The organism is Sphingomonas oleivorans, from assembly GCF_003050615.1.
GTDB classification, from domain to species: domain Bacteria; phylum Pseudomonadota; class Alphaproteobacteria; order Sphingomonadales; family Sphingomonadaceae; genus Sphingomonas_H; species Sphingomonas_H oleivorans.
In genome coordinates this window covers 213,711-235,341 of the sequence record NZ_NWBU01000005.1, presented here as the reverse complement: position 1 = coordinate 235,341, position 21,631 = coordinate 213,711, and the positions used below count along the sequence as shown (strand labels likewise).

17 protein-coding genes and 1 pseudogene are annotated in these 21,631 nt (G+C 62.9%); 8 read left to right on the top strand and 10 right to left on the bottom strand.

The features are described 5' to 3' along the window. Window positions 1-11: 11 nt before the first annotated feature. The 4 genes from CLG96_RS06545 to CLG96_RS06530 all read right to left on the bottom strand — a co-directional run bounded on the left by CLG96_RS06545 (window position 12) and on the right by CLG96_RS06530 (window position 6,265). Complete coding sequence (locus CLG96_RS06545; protein WP_107967064.1) at window positions 12-1,634, bottom strand: alkaline phosphatase D family protein; 1,623 nt, start codon at window positions 1,632-1,634, stop codon at window positions 12-14. A gap of 32 nt (window positions 1,635-1,666) precedes the next feature. Then, a complete protein-coding gene (locus tag CLG96_RS06540) occupies window positions 1,667-4,537 on the bottom strand; it encodes a TonB-dependent receptor (protein WP_107967063.1) in 2,871 nt (956 codons plus the stop codon). Window positions 4,538-4,626: 89 nt separating this feature from the next. Next, a complete protein-coding gene (locus CLG96_RS06535; protein WP_107967062.1) occupies window positions 4,627-5,571 on the bottom strand; it encodes a FecR family protein in 945 nt (314 codons plus the stop codon). Next, window positions 5,558-6,265: an RNA polymerase sigma factor gene (locus CLG96_RS06530; RefSeq protein WP_107967061.1), complete on the bottom strand. Its 708-nt coding sequence runs from the start codon at window positions 6,263-6,265 to the stop codon at window positions 5,558-5,560. Before CLG96_RS06530 ends, CLG96_RS06535 begins: the two co-directional genes overlap by 14 nt. A 123-nt stretch (window positions 6,266-6,388) precedes the next feature. On the opposite strand from CLG96_RS06530, the gene CLG96_RS06525 reads away from it, so the two are divergent. Continuing rightward, entirely contained in the window at window positions 6,389-7,141 is a 753-nt protein-coding gene (locus CLG96_RS06525; protein WP_107967060.1) for a dienelactone hydrolase family protein, read from the top strand. A 69-nt stretch (window positions 7,142-7,210) separates the two neighbouring features. On the opposite strand, the gene CLG96_RS06520 is transcribed toward CLG96_RS06525, so the two are convergent. Beyond that, window positions 7,211-7,402, bottom strand: a complete 192-nt coding sequence (locus tag CLG96_RS06520; RefSeq protein ID WP_107967271.1) for a CsbD family protein — start codon at window positions 7,400-7,402, stop codon at window positions 7,211-7,213. Between the two features lie 449 nt (window positions 7,403-7,851). On the opposite strand from CLG96_RS06520, the gene CLG96_RS06515 reads away from it, so the two are divergent. After that, a complete protein-coding gene (locus tag CLG96_RS06515) occupies window positions 7,852-9,231 on the top strand; it encodes a S41 family peptidase (protein WP_165799564.1) in 1,380 nt (459 codons plus the stop codon). A 189-nt stretch (window positions 9,232-9,420) separates the two neighbouring features. Here CLG96_RS06515 and CLG96_RS06510 read toward each other — a convergent pair whose 3' ends face one another. Then, window positions 9,421-11,136 (bottom strand): cation:proton antiporter domain-containing protein, encoded by a 1,716-nt coding sequence (locus CLG96_RS06510; RefSeq protein ID WP_107967058.1) that lies wholly within the window; start codon window positions 11,134-11,136, stop codon window positions 9,421-9,423. Window positions 11,137-11,362: 226 nt separating this feature from the next. Here CLG96_RS06510 and CLG96_RS06500 point away from each other — a divergent pair, with 226 nt between their 5' ends. The 5 genes from CLG96_RS06500 to CLG96_RS06480 all read left to right on the top strand — a co-directional run bounded on the left by CLG96_RS06500 (window position 11,363) and on the right by CLG96_RS06480 (window position 16,185). Continuing rightward, window positions 11,363-11,788, top strand: coding sequence for an Rrf2 family transcriptional regulator (locus CLG96_RS06500; protein ID WP_107967057.1), 426 nt, complete (start codon window positions 11,363-11,365; stop codon window positions 11,786-11,788). Between the two features lie 113 nt (window positions 11,789-11,901). Next, the gene (locus CLG96_RS06495) at window positions 11,902-13,131 is read left to right on the top strand and encodes an MFS transporter (RefSeq protein WP_107967056.1); all 1,230 of its coding nucleotides are present in this window, start codon (window positions 11,902-11,904) and stop codon (window positions 13,129-13,131) included. Window positions 13,132-13,313: 182 nt separating this feature from the next. Then, the gene (locus CLG96_RS06490; protein WP_107967055.1) at window positions 13,314-13,823 is read left to right on the top strand and encodes a DUF1993 domain-containing protein; all 510 of its coding nucleotides are present in this window, start codon (window positions 13,314-13,316) and stop codon (window positions 13,821-13,823) included. Window positions 13,824-14,237: 414 nt separating this feature from the next. After that, on the top strand, window positions 14,238-15,014 hold the full coding sequence (locus CLG96_RS06485) for a LytTR family DNA-binding domain-containing protein (protein ID WP_107967054.1): 777 nt from the start codon (window positions 14,238-14,240) through the stop codon (window positions 15,012-15,014). A gap of 166 nt (window positions 15,015-15,180) precedes the next feature. Continuing rightward, on the top strand, window positions 15,181-16,185 hold the full coding sequence (locus CLG96_RS06480; protein WP_165799563.1) for a M23 family metallopeptidase: 1,005 nt from the start codon (window positions 15,181-15,183) through the stop codon (window positions 16,183-16,185). A 284-nt stretch (window positions 16,186-16,469) separates the two neighbouring features. Here the strand turns inward: CLG96_RS06480 and CLG96_RS19155 are convergent. Both CLG96_RS19155 and CLG96_RS06470 read right to left on the bottom strand, forming a co-directional pair. Beyond that, a pseudogene (locus CLG96_RS19155) lies at window positions 16,470-16,764 on the bottom strand (trehalose-6-phosphate synthase); the annotation flags it as partial. Between the two features lie 126 nt (window positions 16,765-16,890). Then, window positions 16,891-17,697, bottom strand: coding sequence for a universal stress protein (locus CLG96_RS06470; protein ID WP_165799562.1), 807 nt, complete (start codon window positions 17,695-17,697; stop codon window positions 16,891-16,893). A gap of 159 nt (window positions 17,698-17,856) precedes the next feature. On the opposite strand from CLG96_RS06470, the gene CLG96_RS06465 reads away from it, so the two are divergent. Continuing rightward, entirely contained in the window at window positions 17,857-18,867 is a 1,011-nt protein-coding gene (locus tag CLG96_RS06465) for a sodium:calcium antiporter (RefSeq protein ID WP_107967051.1), read from the top strand. An 11-nt stretch (window positions 18,868-18,878) separates the two neighbouring features. On the opposite strand, the gene CLG96_RS18675 is transcribed toward CLG96_RS06465, so the two are convergent. Both CLG96_RS18675 and CLG96_RS06455 read right to left on the bottom strand, forming a co-directional pair. Next, window positions 18,879-19,040, bottom strand: a complete 162-nt coding sequence (locus tag CLG96_RS18675) for a hypothetical protein (RefSeq protein ID WP_165799561.1) — start codon at window positions 19,038-19,040, stop codon at window positions 18,879-18,881. A gap of 366 nt (window positions 19,041-19,406) precedes the next feature. Beyond that, a complete protein-coding gene (locus tag CLG96_RS06455; protein WP_165799560.1) occupies window positions 19,407-21,122 on the bottom strand; it encodes a glycoside hydrolase family 32 protein in 1,716 nt (571 codons plus the stop codon). Window positions 21,123-21,631 lie beyond the last annotated feature (509 nt).

Below are 21,631 nucleotides of genomic sequence, written 5' to 3'. Positions count from 1 at the left end.
CTGCTATGGCGTCATGCGCGTTTCAATCCCGGTTCATTGCGTTCACTGATGAAGCTTGCAAAGGTCGATAGCCGTCCGTTGCGTTCCATGACCGTGTCGAGGATCTTCAGATCGCCGCGCCAGGTTTCGCGATCGACATCGCAGAGGACATAGCCGCGCCTGTCGATCATCGCCTTCAGGAAGCCGTTGCCCCCCGATCGCACGGAATGGTCGAAGGCATCTCCCTCGCCGGTGCCATCGGACCCCGACGTGATCGAGGTCGCGAGATATTCGCTCGCGATGACCTTGTCCTGATCCTCCATGACGACATCGCCGGCGAAGTGCCGATGCGCATCGCCGCTGACGATGATGACGTTGGCCAGGCGACGATCATGAATATGCTGCAGCAATCGTCTGCGGCTGTGCTGATAGCCGGACCATTGATCCATCGAGTAGATAAGATCGGAAGAGGCCGCGGACGTCTTGCGGCCCAGCGCCATCACCATCACCTGCTGCGCGATCAGGTTCCAGCGTGCCCGGCTCTGGTCGAGGCCGTCGAACAGCCATGCCTCCTGCGCGTCGCCGAGCATCGTGCGGCGCGGCGAGAGCACCTCGGCGTCGATGATGCTGTCGCGATCATTCTGCGCCTGGTCGCTGCGATATTGCCGCGTGTCCAGGAAATGCGCCTGGAGCAGGTCGCCATACTGCGCGCGGCGATAGATTTGCATATGGCCGTTCACCGGCAGGGAACGGCGGCGCAACGGCATATGTTCGTAAAAGGCCTGCATCGCGATCGCCCGCCTGAAGCGGAAGATCTCGACAGGCGTTCCGTCCTGATCGGCATCCGCCGCCCAATTGTTATCGATCTCATGATCGTCGAAGCTTATGAACCAGGGTGCGGCCGCATGCGCCGCCTGAAGATCGGGATCGGTCTTATACTGGGCATAGCGTCGCCGATAATCGTCGAGCGAATAGATTTCCTGCCCGACATGGCGTCGCAGCGGAACGAAGGGCCGGTCGCCCAGCAATCGCGTTCCGCCGCCGCTGTCGCGGCCCTCATAGATATAGTCGCCATAATGGAACAGGAAGTCGATGGGTTCCTCGGCGATGCGCCGCCATGCGGTATAATAGCCTTCCTCATATTGCTGGCAGCCGGCGACGGCGAAGCGAACCCGATCCTTCGGCGCCCCCGGCTGGGGAAAGGTGCGCGCGCGTCCGGGCACGCTCCGCTCGGATCCGCAGAGGAAACGATACCAATAGGGTCGATCCGGCTGCAGCCCGGATAGTTCCACATGAACGGCATGGCCGAACTCGGGATGGGCGATCGCATCGCCGCGCGCCACGATCGTGGCGAAGCGCTCGTCGGATGCGATCTCCCATCTCACGAGCATGGGCACCATCGCCATGCCGCCCCCGGGGGCGAGCGGCTCGGGAGCCAGGCGCGTCCAGATGACGAAACCGTCCGCGCTGGGATCGCCCGAGGCCACGCCGAGCTGGAACGGCGACTGGATGAAGACGGGGTTTTCCTTCAGGTTCCTCGGATGCTCCCGCTCTGCCGCGAATGCGCTGCCCAGGGTCGCGGGGCCGGCGACAAGGCCGGCCCCTCCCATCCCCAGCAGGCCGGCCATGATCTTGCGACGATCGTAGCTTATCATCTGAATAGCCCTGCTATCTGCCGGAGGTCGGCTCAAAGATCGAAGATGACGTGGAAGAAGAGTGCCGATCCATAATCGTCGATCTGCCGGGTCCATTCCAGATTTTCACCCATGAGATAGCGAGGCTGGGCATCGAACACATTGTTCCATTCATATTTGAACGTGATGTTGTCCGTTACCTTGTGCCACAGGGCGAGATTTACCATCGTCAGATCGTCGTTCGCCCTGTCCTGCCATGGGGTGGCACCGATCGAGCTGACGAATTCGCTGCGATAATTTACGTTGACCCGCGCTGCGCCGCCGATTTCGGGAATACGATATGTCAGCGAAGCATTGCCGATCAGGTCGGGCTGCGAGACCAGCCTGTCCAGCTTGCGCGACGCGCCATCGGAAACATAGTTCATCTCGCCCATCATGTAGGCGGCGTTGAACGAGGCATCGACTATGTGATCGCCGATCGGGATCCCTCTGTTGACATAGGCGAACTCGATGCCCTGGATCGACGACTTGGCCGCATTTACCGGCTGCCGGATGAGATACAGGTCTCCGTCGATGATCTCTTCGGTCCGGAGCGTGAAGATGTCGTCCTTTATGTCCTTCCTGAAATAGCCCAGAAGGATCATGCCGTTGTTGCCGTTGAAATAATGCTCGACGGTCAGATCGAGGTTTCGCGACCTGCGCGGCTGGAGCTTGGCGTTGCCGCGCGTGATGGTGCAGTCCGCGCCGCCTTCCTCATTGTCGCCGCAGGACAGGCTCTGCGCGGTTGCAAGATTGCCGGGGGTGGGGCGGCCCAGCGTCCGGGAATAAGAGAGGCGCAGATTCGTGTCTTCGCCGAAGCGCTGCACGATGTTCAGCGAAGGCAGGAAGTTGTCATAGCCGCCTTCATTCCTGGCGATCTGGCCGGTGAGCGCGCCTTCCTCGATCAGCGGCGTGTGCGCGACGAACCGCACATCATCATAGCGCAGGCCGGCGACGATCGTCGTATTGGCGAGATTGTAATGCAGCGATGCATATGCCGCCGCGGTGTCCTCCCTGAAGCGGTAATCCGCCGCCCCGCTGCTATAGGCGCTCGCGGCCGGGTCCAGCGGCACATTGTCCCACCGTTGCGCGCGATATTTTTCATAGTTGAACCAGGCGAAGCTATAGTTGGAGCCGATCGGCTTGAAGCCCGGATCGTAGAGATAGTCGTTGGCCCGGCCGGATGCCCGGTAGTTGAGGCTCTCCACATCCTTGTCGAGGGTCAACCTGCGCCACTCGGCGCCCGTGACGAAGCCGAATCCCCGCGCCTGTCGTCCTACATTATAGGAATAGTCGATCCGCGCGTCGAAGATGCGCTGCTTGGCGGCATGCCACGCCTCCCGCTGCGTTCTCATCAGATATTCGCTGTCGTGAATGATCTCCGGCCTGTCGATCGAGACGAGTTGCGGAAGATCGGTCGAGGCGTAGGTGAGATATTGGTCGCGCGGTTGCGCCCTGCCGCCGAGATAGGGCTCCCAGTCATCATAGGTTTCTTCCGTCAGCCCGCTGCGTACCGCCAGTTGCGAACTGTCGAAGTTCCAGTTGAAATTGGTCAGAACGCCGCGATTCTCGCGCTTCCACTGATTGTGGCGCCAGTTTTCGGTTATATAGGTGATCCGCTGGCGGCCGCCTTCCGGCGTCTGATCCCCCACCCATTTCGCGGCATCGACCCAGTTGGAGTTCATCGTCGAGGATTCACGACGAAAATAATCATAGCCGACGATGCTCGCATAAGCGGAACCATCCGCGGGCTGCCATTCGAGCTTGGCCGAGCCGCCATAGGATTTAAGTATGTTCGTATAGCTTCCATAGCCATGATTGCCCGGGGCCACGAGCCCGTTCCACCCCAATCCGGCATCGGGCGCGCTGAGATTCTTGCCCGCGCCGTCGAAGAACATCTTATTGTCCTGCCACCGCTTCGCGCCGTTGCGGACGCGATCCTCGTAGCGGCCGGACAGGACGATTCCGAATTCGCGGTCGGCGCCGAAGCGATTCGCGAAATTGGCCTTCAGGCCCGCGCCCCAGTGCCGCCGGCTGTCGCCGCCCGCATTGCTGCCCTTTTCGCCGCCGAAGGTGGAATAAATGCCATAGGCATCGACGAAGAAGTTGCGCTGGCTGCGATCGAACGCACTGCGGGTGACGATGTTGATCGCGCCGCCGATCGCGCCTGCATCCTGCTCGGCGGTGAATGTCTTGGTAAGATCGGTGCGCACCGACAGATCGCTGGGGATCAGCTGAAGATTGGTGCGCCGCGTTCCGGAGCCGGATTCGCCTACCGTCGCGATGGTCAGGCCATCGATCGTCGTGTGATTGAGATCCGCGGAAATGCCGCGCACGGTGATGTAGCGAGGCTGGTCGGCATCCTCCTCGGTGCTGATTCCGGGCAATTGCACCAGCATAGACGCAATGGAGCCGTCGCTCGCCATGGTCTCGATATCGTCGAAGACGGCAGTCTCGACGATCGTGGTGGAATTGTCCTTGGACCGGAACGGCGCGGTCACGCCGGTCACAACGATCTCTTCCGAACCGACGTTGCGGGCGTCTTCGGAAGCCGGCGCTTCCCGTTTCACCGCCTGGCCGCGGTCGAGCGTTACGACGGTGCCTTCCCAGGAGGAGACGCGGAGCCCGCTGCCGCGCAACAGCATCTCCAGTCCGTGCCGGGCATCATAATTGCCGAATAGCGCATTCGTCCTGACCCCGCTCGTCAAGGGCGCGGATATCAGGATCTGAATGCCGGCTTGCTTCGCAAATCGCGGAATGCTGCTGGACGCCGGCTGCGCCGGCACGGAAAAGCTGTACGTCTTGGCATGCGCCGAACCCGCCGGGATCAGCGTCGCAGCCGTGGCAATAAGAGCGGTTGAGAAAAGATAATTCTGCCGAAACATCCAAGGTGCCCCCCTATATGGTACCCCTTGAGATGAATGGGCAGCGCGTATCCCTCACTTCGTTTGAAATTTTTTCAGATATTGTAATGTTACATATACATTACAATATCATTGTCTGAGTAGGAAACCTTTGCTCCAGTGACCCGGGCGGCGGCTCCGGCAAATAGACCCGGCTGGTTTATCTTGAAATATCCTACCATCTTCGATCGACCGAGCTCTGCTGTTCTTATTACGATCTTTCGCTGATTGTAGCGGTTGAACTCCTCTGCCGCTTCCGCAATCGTGAGGCCATCCAGCACGATATGGCCGTCGCGCCACGCAAGGGCCTGCTCCTTCGCCGGTTGCACGATCGGCATCCTGCTCGACAGCAGCGAAAGCGAAGCCTCATTGCCGGCGCTGATGGCGACCCGCTGCTCGGGCCGATCATCGTTCCAGGCCAGAACTTCGCCTTCGGTCACGACGACCTGAATCGCCTGCGGCAATTTGCGCACCGAAAAGGCCGTGCCCGTCGCCCGCACATGAACCTGCCCGACATCGACCACGAACGGCCTCCGGCGATCCTTCGCCACTTCGAACCAGGCCTCTCCCTGTTTGAGGTCGATCGTGCGGCGATCCTCCGCAAGCGCCACCCGAACGATGCTGTCGGTATTGATCACCGCGAGTGAGCCGTCCTCCATCGCGACCTGCCTCAATTCTCCCACCGCGGTCTGGTGCACGCCCTTTGGCGGGGTGGGGGCCATGAACATGGCAAGGCCCGCCGCGCAGGCGGCCGTCGCCAGCGCGGCGGCGACACGCCATGGGCGTCGCGGCGGAGAGGCTTGCAGGACCGTCTCGACGCCGGACGGTTCGCGCGCATGGTCCAGGTCCCGGGCCTCGTCGATCAGGCACAGGCCCGCTTGCGCGCGAAGGAAAGCCCCCCTGTGCCGCGGATCGCTGGCGAGCCAGGAATCGAGATCGGCCCGCGCCGCCGGCTCGAGCCTGCCCGCGTCGACGCGCAGGGCCCATTCGGCGGCTATCGTCTCAATATCGCGCATGACGCAGATGCTTGTCGTCGTCGATCGGCTCGACGGCCATGCCGGCGGCACGCGCTTGCGTGAGCGCTGCCAGGAGCATCTTCAGCCCCCGCGTCGAATTATTCTCGACCACCTTCTCCGTCACTCCCAGACGCATCGCAGTCTCCTTCTGCGACAAGCCTTCTATCCGCCGCAGCTTCAGCACGTCGCGATAGGCGGCCGGCAAGCTGTTGATCAGTTTCAGGACGTGACATAATTCCAGTTTGGCGCCTATGACTGTTTCCGGTGAGGGACTCTCATCTACGATGCACAAGGCATCCAAATCCGTCACCGCCTGTATCTGCACGATGCGTTCGCGCCGGATGCGCTCGAGCAGGATGGAACGCACGGTGGCGAAGAAATAGGCACGCCCATTTCTGATATGGCCGACATAGTCCAACTCGGAAAGCCGGCAATAGGCCTGCTGGATGAGGTCGTTCACATCCGCCGGTTCGGCAATGGATCGATGCAGCCATTTCCGGACATCGGCCTCATGGGGTAGAATATGGAGCGCTACCCACCTGACAACTTCACGCCTATCGCTCACATCCGACCCTGGAAATATTTCCGTCACGCTCGCGGCGGCGCGATAGCAAGATTTGGATGACCGTCTGATGACAGCGGCGCCTTGCAGCTTCGCGCGGCGATCTCCGGCCGGCGCCGGAGGCAGCGCCATCTTGCCGCCGATCGGCGGAGCGCGCCCGGGAAAAGCGGGCTAGAGGGGCTGGACAGCGGTGCGGATAGGCTTTCCTTTTGTCCGAAAGAGGCCCGCCCTCCCGTTCGCAGCCAAGGATTGCCGATGATCATTCGCAGTGACGAATATGAAGACATTCCCGTCCCGGGAAGCGCGCCGATGCGCCTGCACCTGTTTCGGCCCGCCGTTCCGGGCCGTTTCCCGGGCGTGCTGCTCTTTTCCGAAATCTATCAGCTGACCGGCCCGATCCGGCGGCTCGCCGCGATGGTGGCGGGGCAGGGCTATTGCGTCGGTGTGCCCGAGGTCTATCACGAATATGAGGCGCCCGGCACCGTGCTGCGCTACGACCAGGCGGGCACGGATCGTGGCAATGCGCTCAAATTCACCAAGCCGGTCGCGGCCTTCGATGCCGATGCGATGAGCGCGCTCGCCTTCCTGCAGCAGCATCCGGCCTGCAGCGGAAGGCTTGCGACGATGGGCCTGTGCCTTGGCGGGCATCTCGCTTATCGCGCGGCGCTCAATCCGGCCGTGGCCGCCGCAGCCTGCTTCTACGCCACCGATATTCATAGCGGGACGCTGGGCGCGGGCAAGGCGGACGACAGCCTTGCGCGCATGGGCGAGCTGAAGGCCGAGACGCTGTTCGTCTGGGGACGCCAGGACCCGCACATTCCCTTCGCCGGGCGGGAGGCGATAAGGGCGCGGCTGGAAGAGGTCGGCGCGCGCTATGAGTGGCATGAGGTGAATGCCGCCCATGCCTTCCTGCGCGACGAAGGGCCCCGCTACGATCCGGCTTTGTTCCTGCAGGCGATGGGAGGGATGCTCGCCCTGTTCCAGCGAACGCTGAACGCGCCAGGCTGACCGACAGTTACGCCCCAGCCGCTTCTCCGGTTGCGTCCGCTTTCGGGAAGATCGGCAGGGGCGGATCCGTCAGTTTTTATCGATAATGTCCTTTACGGCCTTCTTTACGGCGCCCTTGGCCCGCTCCACCTTGCCGGTGGATTCCTGCGCGGCACCCTCGGCTTCGATATCGGGCCGATCGGCTATGACACCGGCCGCGCGTTTCGCTTTGCCCACGGCTTCGTTGATCGCGCCCTTGGATTTGTCGCTCGCTTCGCCCATCGCCATGTCTCCTCGCAATGGTGGTCACCTCGCAATGGTGCAAAGCACAAACGCGGCGGTTGATGCACCTGTTCCCGCGTCCCGGATTCGTTACGTATTTGACGGTGAGGCACAGTGCATCGGCAGATGTTCCCGCCTCGGCGCTTAGCCGCTGGGGGCCGGTTACCGCGCTTTGCATATGGTCTGACGTAGGCTGGCGGCATTAGCTGCACCTGTGCTAATCTCCATGACGGGTGGCTCCCTTGGCTCGTGGTCGCTTCGACAGCTTCCACATTTTGGCGCTCAGATGCCGGGAGCGGGAGCCCTCCACCTCATCTGCTTTCCGTCGTCCGGGTCAAGAAGCGGTCGTTGCGCAACTGGGCATTGGGGTCCATGTTCGCCTTCAAGGGGGAACTATGCGCTCAGTAATCTCGGTTTGCTGCGCGATCGGGTTGGCCGCGGCTGCTCCGGTGCCTTCGCAAACGTGGTCGCCTCAACCTTGGCTTGCCGATCTCTCCCAAGCTCAGCAGGCGTTCAAAACGAAATATGCCAATATCGACTGGCTGGAGCATGATCGCGAGATCACATTATCCACCCTTTTTGATAGAGCGGCGTCCCGCATTCGTTCGGCCACGTCGGACACAGAAGCAAAGGGCATATTTGACCGTCTGATACAACGTGTCGGCGACGGGCATGTCACGATAGATTGGCCGCGCCCTGCTTCTCCATCGCCGGCCCCAGCATCGCCGGAACCGTCCAACATATGTGACGATATGGGATTCGACGCCAATCGTAGTACATCCGGTATCGGCTCACATCTCCTCGGCTACCGTCAGGTGGGTGAAGATAGTCCGTTCCCGGCAGGGATCATTCCCTTTGGCAAACAGAATGTCGGCGTGATCCGTATTGGTGTCTTCGAACCGGAGGGCAGTCCATTTATCTGCCACGCAGCCCTTCAAGCGCTCCATATCCCGGCCGACAAGTCTTGTGATGATAAGTGCCAGGATGCCGTTCTCACATGGTCGTACAACAGGTTTACCGCTACTTTAGAGGAACAAGTCAGGGCATTAAAAGCGGCCGGCGCAACGGCCCTGCTGGTTGATGTGACCGACAATGGTGGGGGAAGTGAATGGGCGGAAGCTGCTGCCCGGATTTTAAGTTCTAGGGCTATCCTATCCGCGCGGCGTGGCTTCGTTCGTGGCTCCCACTGGTCCGCGCAATGGAAATCTTTGGCCGAGCAGCTTCGGCGAGCCGCAGCCGGCGCCGATCCGAATGACCGATCACGCCTGCTATTTTGGGCGGCGGAAGCTGAAGCTGCTCGCAGGGACGCGGAGCAGGCGTGCGCTGGACTGGGGGCGTGCCCTCTTGTCGGCCATGCTGGCTATGCGACGGGATTAGTGGGAGCAGCGCGGGCGGGCGAATTTGCCGGCAAGCCCTGGGCCGATCTGGTCTTCAGCATCACGCAGTTTCCGTATCACGATGCCGTCTGGTCCGGACCGCTGGCGGTGCTGGTGGATGATGAAACGTGGTCCGCCGCGGAGGAGTTTGCAGCGGTCCTCCAAGACAATCGCGCGGCGGTAATCGTCGGCAGTCGAACGGGCGGAGCTGGATGTGGCCATACGCGGGGGGGCACACCCACCGTCCTTGAGAATAGCGGGGCGACGCTTGAGTTGCCCGATTGCGTCAGGTTCCGTGCAGACGGCTCCGACGAGGTCGCGGGAGTGATCCCCGATGTTCTTGTAGGAATGAGAGCCAGTGACGGGGCAACCTTCAAGGCGAAGCTAATTCAGACGCACCTTCCGGCAGCGATCAAGCTTGCTATCGAACAAAATAGCGCCCGCCGTCCGTAGGTAAGACCGCTGCCAATGTCCGGTTCGGAGAGCTGACCGTTTCCTCAGGAATGACAGGAATGGGGGCGGAAGCGGCGCTCTCGGCAAGCCGCCGCTATTGCGGTTGCGGACATTCCGCGCGTCGATGCATTTGGGGCAGTCCCCCCATATCGGGCCCGTCGCTGCGGCCGGCCGTCACGACATGAATTTCTACCGCAGATAGAACGTGCCGAGCTCCGGGTTGAGCTCCGTGCGAAGCGCATGGATCTTCGCGTCGGCATCCTGCGCGGGAATGCCAAGCATCAGAAGCGTCTGCATCGCGAGCGCCAGGCCGGCGGCCAGATTTTCCGGGAAGATGCGCGTCGCGCCCGCCTGCATGATGGGTTCCAGCGCGCTATCGTCGCGCGTGCTGACGAGTATCGGAATTCCCGCGTTAAGCTGTCGTACCTGCCGCACGAGCTGCTCCAGCCGGCGCCTGTCGTTGAGGAGCGCCACGACGACGGCGGCCCTGTTCAGGCCGGCCGCCTTCAGGATTCCCGGCCGGGCGGCGTCGCCGAACAGGATATGATGCCCCTGCGACCGTGCCTTGCGGAGCCGATCCGTATCCCGTTCGATCGCCACATAGGCCACACCGGCGGATTCGAGCGCCGTCGCCACCAGCCGCCCGACCGGGCCGCAGCCCGCGAGAATGACATGATGCCTCAAGCATTTCGATCCTTCCATCATGCGCGCCTCGTCTGCGAGGTGGGGAGCTTCCAACGTGGTCCTGCCGGCGAAAAGCGCCGCAATATGGCCGTTCCACTGGACCAGCGCCGGGGCGAAGAACATGCTGAGCGCCATGGCGGTCAGCACCGGCTGCCCATAGGCGCCGGGCAGCAATCCCGTCCTGAGCGCCTGGCTCACGATCAGCAGCGCGAATTCGCCGCCATGGGCCAGCAGGACGGCCGTTCGAACGGCGCTGACGGTGTCGGCATGGCTCAGTCTCGCCAGGGCGAAGACGACCGCGAACTTGCCCCCGACGAGCATGGCCAGCAGGGCGGCCGTGATGAGCGGCGCCTTTGCCACGGTGGTCAGGTCGACGGCCATGCCGATCGTCAGGAAGAACAGGCCGAGGAGGAGATCGCGAAAGGGCCTTATTTCTTCCTGCAGCTGGTGCCGGAAATCGGTTTCCCCGGCCATCATGCCGACGATGAACGCCCCGACCGGCAGCGACAGATGGAGCCGCTCGGCGGCAAAGGCCGTGCCCAGGATCAGGAGGAGCGTCGACAGGAGGAAGAACTCGTTGGATCCGGATCGGGCGGCCCATTCGAGGAGCCGGCCCAGCGTGCGGCGGGCGAGCAGGGCCACCGCCAGGAAAAGCGCGATGGCCATAGCCAGGCGCGCGATCGTCCGCACCGCGTCCGGAGCGGCCCGTTCGTCGAGCGCGCCGACAAGCGCGAGCAGGGACAGTGCGACGAAATCCTGGAACAGCAGGAAACCCGTGGCGAGCACGCCATGGTGGCTGGTGGCCTCGTCCTGATCCAACAGCTGCTTGTGGACGATCGCCGTGGACGACATGGCGGCGGCGAACCCGATCAGCATGCTCGGCAGCATCGCAGCCCCCGCGAGCATGCCGACGACCGTCCCGGCCAGGGCCATGGAGCCGACCTGAAGACTGCCGAGCCCGAAGACCACGCCCCGCGCGGCGACCATTCGGGGCCAGGAAAATTCAAGGCCGACGACAAACATCAGAAGCGTGACGCCGAATTCCCCCAGCAGGCGGATCCCGTCGGTATCGGAGAGCATGTCCAGGCCGGTGGGCCCGACCACGACGCCCGCGGCAAGATAGCCCATGATAGGGGAGAGGCGGAACCGGACGATCACGGCTCCGGCTGCGGATGCGGCGAAAGCGAGGATCAGGCTGTCGGCGAGAAAGTCGTGCGGCATCGGCTGCTAAAAGCCATGCCTGCCCGAAAGTTGCCGTGGGCAGGGCTGCCGTGGACGCCCCAGGAGCGGGCGCTTACCTGTATCAAACAGATGCTCGGAGAGCCGGTCGATCCAGAGCCGCCCGTCGGGATTTCTGTATCAACGATCGTCAATGCCGTCGTCCTAAGCAGCCCTGCTTGACAGCTCTCTTAAATGTAACAACAACGGTTACGATAGGAGGATCTCGATGAGCGCCAATAGTCGCCTGACCGTGGCGGTGCATATACTGACATGGATGGCCCTGGTCGCCAGAAAGCGGCCTGATCCGGTGACGTCCGATCGGATCGCGCTGAGCGTCAACACCAATCCCGTGGTCATCCGGCGCACGCTTGGGCTTCTTCACAAGGCTGGGCTGGTCGAAAGCCATCGTGGTGCGAACGCGGGATGGACACTCGCCAGAAATCCCGGATCCATCACGCTGCTCGACGTCTACAACGCCCTTGAGGAGGGGCCGCCATTCGCTCTCCACGCGTCCACGCCCAATCAGGCATGCCCCATCGGACGCGGTATCCGGCCCGCGCTCGGCCGTGTCTACGGATCGCTCGACGCGCTGCTCAGGCGGCATCTGGCGGGCATGACGATAGAAGAGATGCTCGCCGATACGCTCGGGTGAAGGAGCCGAAGCGCAGGCCCTGACTGGAAGGACCGTTCGGACGGAGGTGGGTTCGGCCTTTCCGCGGGCATCAATGTAACAAAAACGGTTACTTCATACTGAGGAGAGACGATATGGATGCACGCTTGCTGGCGCTCGCGTTGGGGACGTTCGCGATCGGCACCGATAGCTTCGTTGTCGCCGGCATTCTGCCCGACGTGGCGCGGAGCCTCGATGTCCCGGTCGCCGCCGCAGGGCAGCTCATGACGGTCTACGCGCTCGCTTATGCGGTGATGACCCCCATAATGGCCAGCTGGACCGCGCATTGGCCACGCCGCCACGTGCTACTCGGCGGTCTCGCGGTCTTGTCTGCCGGAAATATTCTGACCGCCGTCCTGCCAAGCTTCGAGCTCGTCCTGGCGAGCCGCGCCGTGGCGGGCCTCGGCGGGGCGATGTTCACGCCCGCCGCGAGCGCCGCGGCCGTCGCCCTTGTGCCAGCCGAACGGCGTGGCCGCGCCCTTGCCATAGTGATGGCGGGCTTGAGCGGCGCGACGGCCCTGGGCGCACCGATCGGAACGCTGATCGGCAGTATGGGGATCGGCAGCATGAGCGATTGGCGGGCCACGATGTGGTTCGTGACAATTTTGGGCCTGGTGGCGGCTGTCGGCGTCGCGGCACTGCTCCCAGCAATACCGGGCGCTGCACGGCTGTCGCTGCGGGAACGGCTGGCGCCGATCGGCGATGCGCGGGTGGCCGCGACGTTGCTGACGACGCTTCTCGTCCTGTCCGGCCTCTACACGGTCTACAGCTATATCAGCATCGTCTTCGATCGGGCAACCGGCGGCAGCGGCATGGTCCTCGGCGCGCTCATATCCATTTGGGGCGTCGCGGCGGTGGCTGGCAATCTTATTGCCGGAAGCCTTACCGACCGGTTTGGCAGCCGCAAGCTCCTCATCGTCGCGATCGCGCTTGCCGCCGCTGATTTCGCGCTGATGCCGGTGACGAGCGCGACCCTCGCCGGCGCTATCGGAGCGCTCATCATCTGGGGCATGTGCGGCTGGGGCGTTCTGGTTCCCCAGCAGCATCGCCTCGTCGGGATTGCGCCGGCGCTCGCGCCGATACTGATCGCGCTCAACGCCGCCACCATCTACATTGCCGTTTCGGTTTCCGGCGTGCTGGGTGCAGTCGCGCTTCAAACATTGGACGCGCACTCTCTCGGCCTTGTTGGGGCTTTCCTTATCCTTCTCGGGCTCATCGCAGCCGAGCTTGCGCATATCTTGATCCGGAAGCGTCAAGCCGATCCCGCGAAGATCATCCTCGCCGCGAACAGGGACGAGCAAAGCCCGCCTTCCACCATCGCATGAAGCGGCTGCAGCGGGCGGCAGTCATCGACGCTTGGGCAGATCGGGCCGGCGGCTTGCCAATTCGCACATTCCACGCTGGAAAGGGATGATGAGCGGGGGCGATCGCCAGGCGTGGGATTTCCGTCGGATCAGGACGGGCATCGAGGCTGCGATGCTGCCGGTCGACATGAGAGGAGGGGCAAGTGAAGGTCAGTCTTTATAGCTTTGTCGATCTTTATGGCCGTGCGCTGGACACGGCGGCGCATCTGCTCGCCAGGGGCTCGGAACATGCCGCCGCCCAGGGCATCGATGCCGAGGAGATGCTCGACTGGCGGTTGATCGGCGACATGCAGCCGCTTCGCTTCCAGCTTATGGTCGTCATCGACTTCGCGCAGCAATGGCCGGCGCGCGTCGCGGGTCTGCCGGTGCCCCATGGCGTGGGCGCGGGGCTGGACGCGGCCGGCCTCAGCGCCGCCATGGCCGATGCGAAGGCCTATCTGGCGACGCTTGGGCCCGAACGGTTCGAAGCGCGCGACGACGTTCCGATCCGCTTCCGGATCGGCGAAGGGATGGAACCCACCTTGCCCGCGGGGCGCTGGCTGTCGGTCTTCGCCACGACGAATCTCTATTTCCATTTGTCCACCGCCTACGGAATCCTGCGGTCCAGAGGCGTGCCGATCGGCAAGGTGGATCTGTTCGCCGGCGGCCTGTGACGCACCTCCGGCGTCGAGGGCAGGGCGGCCATGGCCGGAAGAAAAATAGGCGCCTCATTTTCGGCGCGGGGGGCAGCAGGATGCGGCAGCCGGCCGGGCCGCCCTGCGCGGCGTGGCGTTCGGCGGCAAGAACTGGATGTTCGAGTGCACGTCCTGTGCGAGCGAGGTGCTCTTACGCGTTGACGCTTTCCACTGGCGTGCACGACCGATAGCATCGCGACCTCGATCGCCCTCATGTCCGAGCCTGCAGACCGACCGTTCCCCAATGCGAAGGACGCTCACTCTTTTGCCCCGGAGATACTGCACCCTCGTCCTTCGGTGGCTTGTTGCAAGCCTAATCCTCTGGTTTGCGGCTGCGCTGGCCATGTCCCTTCAGGCTAGCCTCGTCGCCTGGCAACACGGCACGCCGCAACCATGGTGGCCATCGTTCGGCTATACGCTGGCGATCTTCTCGATACGCTGGCGATCTTCTCGATCTGGGCCCTGCTGACGCCGCCGATCATTCTCATCGTGCGACGGTGCGAGGCGAGCCTTCGCCTGCTCGCGGCGAGGATCGGCATCTATCTGCTCGGCCTGCCGCTGTCAGCGATGCTGCATGTCGTGCTGTTCGCCTTCCTCTATTGGCCCATCTTCAACAATGGCGGCCGGATACGGACCCGCTGGGAGATGGCCGGTCGGGTATTCGAGCATAATTTCGAACAGCATACGCTTCTTTACCTGATGCTTGTCGGGTTGGCGGTCATCCATGGGCGCTGGCATGGGCGCTGGGCCGGGCGCAGAGCCCTGCCCGAGCCGATGCCGCCGGCCGCGGCGCTGGTCATTCGTTCGCGCGGACAAGTGCGGCAGATCCCGATCGCCGAGATAGATTGGATCGGTGCGGCGGGCGACTATGCCGAGCTTCATGTCGGAAGCACGATGCACTTGCTGGAAGAATCCCTGACGTCGCTTGCCGCCCGGCTTCCCGCAGAAGCGTTTGCCCGCATCCATCGTGCGAGCATCGTACGGCGGGACCGCATCGCCAGCGTGACCAGCCTGGGTCGCGGCGATGCTCTGGTGCGGCTCATCGACGGTACCGAGCTCCGCCTCAGCCGTCGCTATCGCGCGAGCCTCAACGGCCTTCTGGCAAGGGGCGGAACCGCCGATCCCGCTGGTCCGGTCGACCGGTCCCGTCCGACGATCGGCGCTGGATAGAATTCGGCCAGCGCGGAATGTGCCCGCTCAACCATGAGCGGAGTGCGCAATGAAGTGGGTCGCGGGCATCCTTTTGGAAGTTGCGGCAGCTTCGACCGCCTCGACCGCGCGAGGCGGCGAGCAGCCCGTCCACGCGCTCGACATCCGGCTTCCTCAGCCGCCCACATTGGCCGTCATCGATGGCAGGAAAATTCTGCGGTACGAACTTTATCTGACGAACCACGCCCGCAACGCGCTCAGGCTGACGGAAATCGAGGTGATCGATGCCGTGAGCGACCGTGCAGTCGCAACGCTCGATGCGGCAGCCATCGCCAAGACGGTCGTGCGCATTGGCCGTACCGGCGAGGATAGCGCGCTGCTCGCGCCGGGCGATAGCGCTATGGCCTATATCGATCTGACGATCTCCGGCGGCAAGGTGCCGGACGGCCTTCGGCATCGCGTGACGATCAAGGGGGCTGCTGCGGACCATCGCATCCTGACCGGTGCGATTCCCGTCGCGACCGATGCTGGGCCGCTGCTCGCAGCGCCTCTGCGCGGCGGCCCATGGGTCGCGCTCTACGACCCGGCGATGACCAACGGCCATCGCCGGGTCATCTACGCCATCGATGGTCGCGCACGCGTGCCAGGGCGCTATGCGATCGACTGGATGGCGGCGAAGGGGTTCGATGCGCTCAGCGCCGGTGAATCAGCGGTGAGTCCGGACGGTGTAGGGGCCGATGTGCTTGCGGTCGCCGACGGCATCGTTCGTACGGTGAAGGACGGTTTTCCGACACATGGCAAGGTGCCATCGTCGAATGGCGTCGAGGAAGAGACAGGAAATATGGTTGTCCTCGATATCGGCGGTGGCCGCTTCGCTTTCTATGAACATCTGGCCCAGAACATCCCGGTGCGCCCTGGCCAGCGGGTCCGACGCGGCGCGACGATCGGGCAGGTCGGGGCCTCGGGCCATGTCACTGCTGCCCATCTCCATTTCCACATCGCCGATGGATACGCTCCGCTCTCTGCCGAGGGGATGCCATATCGCTTTGCGCAGGGTGAGGTGGTTGGCGCCTATGCGTCGATCGACGCCTTTGTGAAAGCGCTATCCTGGCGCGCATCATCTTCATCGCCGATTGCCGGTGAACTGCCGGAGCCCGTTGCGGTGATGATGTTCCCGCCAAGGACGCGTTGACTGCAGCGCGGTACACCACGCGCTAGAGCATTGAGCCCGAAGTTGGAATCGCGGACGATTCCCAGGCGCAGGAAAATGTGATTCATCCTCATTGGAGGTGGATCATGGGGAAAGCCTATTCGCGAGATCTTCGGGATCGGATATCGGCGCATGTGGCAGCGGGTCATTCACGGCGAGCCGAAGCCCGACATTTTGGGGTGAGCGTGAGCTGCGCGGTCAAGCTGCTCCAGAGAGTAGCGCGAACGGGATCGGTTGTTCCTGCCCCGCAGGGACGCCCCCGCGGTGTCGCGAAGAGGCGTGATGAGCCCGATCTTCGCTGTCCTGAACACCCCGGCGAGCACATCGCGCGGATAGCCCTGGTTGACATAGCGGATCGGCACCCGGTCGAGGTCCGCATAGGCGCCGCCGTTGATGCGGCCCGACAGCCCTTCGAGCGCGCCCCTATCTTCCGGTAGGTCTCGACTGTGCTCCGCGAGGGCACAGCGCCAACTGAAGCAGGAACACGCTCTTTTGCTTCTTGGGATGCGCCTTGAGAAACCGCTCATAAGCGAGGAAGCGCTCCTCAAGCCCCTTCGAATAGGCTGCGATGATCAGCGTCAAAGCGCCGCTGCTCATGCGTTGCATCCTGAACCAGATGCAGTTCATCCAGATGCGGGAGCAGCCGGTCGGCGCGCGGTTCGTCGAGGAGCTGGTTTCGGTCGGAGATTATCGATGGGTCTCGCGTATCATGAGGATGTCGCAGGGCATCGATGCGAGAAGATCTGCCGCATGACTGCCGACCGTCGCATAGGCGAAGCCGCTCTTGCCATGCGTGCCAAGTACCAGCAGATCGGATCGTGTCTCACGAAGTTGCTGGGCGACAACCGTCTCCAGTTCACCATAAACAGGCCGGGTTTCCAACCGCCCCTCCAGAGTGCCGATATTCGAACCCGCGAGGAAATCGTGCAGTTCCTTTTCGGTCTCCGCGTAAATTTCCTCTCGCACGCCTTCCGACTTCAGCCAGGATTCGTAAGGGACATGATAGGCATGGACCAGCCGAATCGGAGCCGTTGGAAACAGGATTGCCGCTTCTTCGAGCGCGTGGCGCGAGCAGGATGAAAAGTCCGTCGCGACCAGCAGCCGTTGATAATCGTGCCTGGCCCGTCGCTTGACCACCAGCACTGGAACCCGCGCCTGGCGGACGAGGTGATCGACCGCCGTCCCGACGATGAAGTCCCCGAGATTGTTGTAACGCGCGACACCCGTGATGATCAGGTCGCAGTGAAGCTCATCGGCCAGTCCCGCTATCGTCGACGGAACCGATCCATGGGCGATCACGAGCCTTTCGATCCCTGCAAGCTCGGGAAAGTCGTCCAGGATCGCGGCTCGAATCTCCTCGTCGCCGCTTAGGTTCGCATTGACGATCCTGTTTTCAACCACATGGGCGGCAACGAGCGATCCCGACAGCTGGCGGGACAACAGCATCGCGCGATCCAGCGCCCTATCGCATCGGGCGCTCAGGTCGGTGGCCAACAATAGTCTTGGGTTGTTTCGCACGCTCCGCCCTCCTCGTCAGGACTTGGATGAATGGCATGATGCTAGCCTGCCCGAGAGCGCTGCGAACCCGGGACAGATACGTAATGCCAGCAGGCACCAACTCGGCCAGATCAAGGCTCTGAACCCGAGGCGATCATGACGACAGCGCTGCTTCCCTGGTCAAAGTTCTTGATATGCGCGCTTCTGATCGGCTTGGCCGGTCCGGTCCTGACGCGCTCGGGCGACGCGATTGCCCGGCTGACAGGCTTGTCGCGTTCCTGGATCGGCCTCGTCCTTCTCGCGACCGCCACCTCCCTGCCCGAACTGTTCACCGGCATAAGCGCGGTCGCCGCGGCAGGCGCACCCAATATCGCGGTCGGCGATGCCTTGGGAAGCTGCGTCTTCAACCTTTTGCTGCTGGTACTCCTCGACGCACTGAGCCGCGACGAGCCGGTTTACCGTCGGGTCGACCAGGGGCATATCCTCACCGCCGCCTTCGGCATCATCCTGATCGGCTTCGTCGGCGCTTTCCTGCTCATCGGTCGCGGTGCCCTGGATATCCGCCTTGGTCATGTCAGCATCTACACGCCATTCCTGATCCTGCTCTATTTCGTCGCGATGCGGGCCGCCTTCTTTTATGAACGGCGCGCTGGGACGATCGCGTTCACGGGCGAAAAAGGGACTGAAACCGGCCTCGCTGGTGCCGTTGGCCGTTATCTCGCTGCCGCGAGCATTGTTGTGGGCGCCGGGGTGTGGCTGCCATTTGCGGGGCTGGAGATCGCCGAAGTCATGGGCTGGCGTGCGAGCTTTGTCGGTACTCTTTTTATCGCTGCGGCAACGTCGCTTCCGGAGCTCGTGGTGATCGTCGCCGCCCTGCGGCTCGGCGCTGTCGACATGGCGGTCGCCAATCTGCTGGGCAGCAATCTGTTCGACGTGCTGGTCATCGCCATCGACGACATCGCCTATACGGACGGCTCGCTGCTGGCATCCGCTTCACCGGCACATGCCGGCTCGGCGTTCGCCGCGGTCATCATGTCGGGGATCGTCATCGTCGCGCTGCTCTATCGGCCGGGCGCACGCTTTTTGGGCATAATCGGCTGGATCAGCCTGTCCCTTCTGGTGGTCTATCTGCTCAGTTCCTATGCGATCTATCTGCTCGGGCACTGACAGCTCCAATATCAGCTTTGCCCGGACCTGAAGCGAAGCGATGCGCGGCTGGCCGGTTTCAAATCATCTTTTGCCAGTTGACGCAGGATACGGCTTGAGTTTTCCGACAGGCGCTCAGCGAGCGTGGTCGCATCTGGACGGAGCAGCCGAAAGACTCCGACGATGCGCAGCATCGTTGGAAGGCTGCAGAGGGGGCGATGCGGCGGAAATGCTTCAGCTTGGAGAAGACGCGCTCGATCAGGTTGCGCTCGCGGTAGAAACGCCTACTGACCCGAAAGGCGGTAGCCAAGCAGGGCTTCCACTTCCGGTTTGACTTGGCCGGGATGTTGGGCGGGCGGTCGGCGATCTGGCCGTCATGCGATCGAGGCCGGCGGGATGATCTTGCGCGGCTTGGATAGGCACGGACAGCTGCCCTAAGTTTCGGCCGGTGCCGCCAGGAGCAGAAACGGTTTCGACGGCGCATGCGGACGGGCATTTGTCGCGCATTCACCGTCGAGACCATGTGGCTCCTGGCGGGCATGGCAGGGTTGTTGGCCCGGTCAGCGCACGGGTGGGGCGGGCGTGAGCCGGGTGACGCTCATCGAGCGAATGACGGCGCGCCCGTCGACTGCCTCGGCGGAGATGCCATTCGCGTCATTCGCGCCGTACACGATCGCGCTCAGCGCATGCTCGTCGCCGTTCACGAACATTTCGACCGAGGTCCGGTCGACGACGATGTCGAGATCGATGATGCCGTTGTGCGGCCGGACGTGAACCGTGCGTACCTGACGGTACACCTCGGTCAGCTGGCTGGCGATCGCATCCCAGTCGCGGACGAGGAAGGCCGTCTCATGGGCGAAGTCGTAGCCGACGGTCGCGAAATGCGTGCCGTCCGTCTTGAGCTTCAGCCGCACCTCCCGGGTCGGGTTGGACGGGTCCTGCGCGATCGAGGCGCGCAACCGGTAGGCGGGGCTTGGCGGCTGCGGCACCGCCCAGGTCTCGCCAGGGCCGATCAGACGTTCATCGATGCGCGTCTGGTTGCCCTCGAGCGCGCCGATCGCGTCGATCGGGCGCGATGTGAGCGTGAGCCGGCCATCAATATCCTTCAGATGCACCTCGCGCACGAGCGAGAGATGGTTGCCGGCCCATTCGTCGACCGGAAGCCGGCGGACATAATCCCAATTGTTCGTCCAGCCGATGGCATAGCGGGTGCGGAGTTGCTCTTCGGCGGCCTGCCGCGGGTCGGTCCAGCTGACGCCGGCGTAGAAGTCCGACCCGTTGTCGAGCCACTGGGGTTCGGCCCGATCGGGGTGGAAGTTCGTTCCGTCCCAGCTGCCGGTCCAATAGGCATAGCCGGTACTCATGCCATAGTTGAACCCGTTCGCACCCGTCGCGAGCACCCAGGTCGTGCGCGAGGGATCGCCGTCGACCGTCATGCGGAACAGCTCCGGACACTCCATGAGGCCGAGGTCGTCGCGTATGAACCCGGACAAATAGCTCCATTGCTTCAGGTTCGTGGAGGTATAGAAGCCGATCTTATTCCCTTCGGCGAGGAGCATCAGCCAGCGCGAATGCTCGGCCTCCCAGATGATCTTCGGATCGCGGAAATCCGCGCCGTCCACCGGGTGACGGAGGATGGGATTATTCGCATATTGCTCGAACGTGTAGCCGCCGTCGGTGGAATAGAAGAGCGACTGGGTCTGCACGCCATTCAGCTGCTGCGTCGCGACGACGATGATGGCATCTGCGCCGAATCCGGCGGTGTTGTTCACGTCGAGGATGGCGCTGCCGGACTGGATGTCGCCGTCGCCGCGCGTATATTTGTGGATCGCCACGCCTTCATCGACCCAGTGGACCAGATCGGTCGAGGTGACATGGAACCATTCGGTGCCGTTCCCGGTCGGGTAATCCTCATTATAGAGATAATAGAGATGCCAGCGGCCATTGAGGAAAAATGGCCGCTGCGGATCGTTCATCCAGCCGCTCGCGGGCGTCAGATGCACTTTGGGGCGCAGCTCGCCGAGCCCCGCGGTGCTCACCGGTGCGTCGGCGACATCATTCTCTTCGGAAGCAAGCAAAACCGGCTGCTGCGGGTCGCTCGTCGAGCCGCTCGTCGACGTCTGCTGCGCCGCGGCGCGCGGTTTTCCGGGCCCCGGGCTCAGCTGCAGGTCTGCAACGGCTGCGAGTGCGGCGAGGCCAAGCAGGGTTGCGGCGGCGGCCACGGCGATGCGCGGCGAGCGCAGGGGCATGATGCGTCGGAGACGCCTAATGGTCATGGGAATATTCATTTTGGCCCTTCTTTTTTCATCCTCTGGGCCGCCCCACATTTTATCATGTATCCAAAGCCCAAGCTCCAATGAGCGCGGGATCGGGACCTGTTTCGCCTTGTGGCGAGCGTGGGACGGCCGGATGTTGATTATAGGAAAGATCTAAGTCCGGCCAGGGATCTGAAATCCGCTCACCGGTTTATAGCAGGGTGTTTCCGAGCGAGACTTTGCGGCGGAGCCTCGAGCATTGCCGCAGCGTCATCCGCGCAGCCATTCTCAAATAAGCTCCAAGACGAAAGCGGGGCTCCGCCCAACGTATCGCATGCGGGATCTACGGCAAGGCCGGGCCTGGCTCCCTTCATGCTCAATGCCCCTGATCAGGCGCGCCGTGTTGCAAGCGCTCAGTACATCGCGAACGTCAAGCTGTACGGGACGGCATCTGAAGCTCGGCGAACGGGCATGATTTTCAACTGTGCGTGCAATTCAGACCATTTTTGTAACTTAAGCCATGTATGAAA

Coding starts and splice junctions, on each gene's coding strand:
- CLG96_RS06535 (WP_107967062.1), bottom strand. CDS start 5,571: ATGCGCGATATTGAGACGATAGCCGCCGAATGGGCCCTGCGCGTCGAC.
- CLG96_RS06540 (WP_107967063.1), bottom strand. CDS start 4,537: ATGTTTCGGCAGAATTATCTTTTCTCAACCGCTCTTATTGCCACGGCT.
- CLG96_RS06545 (WP_107967064.1), bottom strand. CDS start 1,634: ATGATAAGCTACGATCGTCGCAAGATCATGGCCGGCCTGCTGGGGATG.
- CLG96_RS06500 (WP_107967057.1), top strand. CDS start 11,363: ATGAGCGCCAATAGTCGCCTGACCGTGGCGGTGCATATACTGACATGG.
- CLG96_RS06485 (WP_107967054.1), top strand. CDS start 14,238: ATGGTGGCCATCGTTCGGCTATACGCTGGCGATCTTCTCGATACGCTG.
- CLG96_RS06510 (WP_107967058.1), bottom strand. CDS start 11,136: ATGCCGCACGACTTTCTCGCCGACAGCCTGATCCTCGCTTTCGCCGCA.
- CLG96_RS06530 (WP_107967061.1), bottom strand. CDS start 6,265: ATGGCGCTGCCTCCGGCGCCGGCCGGAGATCGCCGCGCGAAGCTGCAA.
- CLG96_RS06465 (WP_107967051.1), top strand. CDS start 17,857: ATGACGACAGCGCTGCTTCCCTGGTCAAAGTTCTTGATATGCGCGCTT.
- CLG96_RS18675 (WP_165799561.1), bottom strand. CDS start 19,040: ATGCTGCGCATCGTCGGAGTCTTTCGGCTGCTCCGTCCAGATGCGACC.
- CLG96_RS06520 (WP_107967271.1), bottom strand. CDS start 7,402: ATGGGCGAAGCGAGCGACAAATCCAAGGGCGCGATCAACGAAGCCGTG.
- CLG96_RS06525 (WP_107967060.1), top strand. CDS start 6,389: ATGATCATTCGCAGTGACGAATATGAAGACATTCCCGTCCCGGGAAGC.
- CLG96_RS06455 (WP_165799560.1), bottom strand. CDS start 21,122: ATGACCATTAGGCGTCTCCGACGCATCATGCCCCTGCGCTCGCCGCGC.
- CLG96_RS06495 (WP_107967056.1), top strand. CDS start 11,902: ATGGATGCACGCTTGCTGGCGCTCGCGTTGGGGACGTTCGCGATCGGC.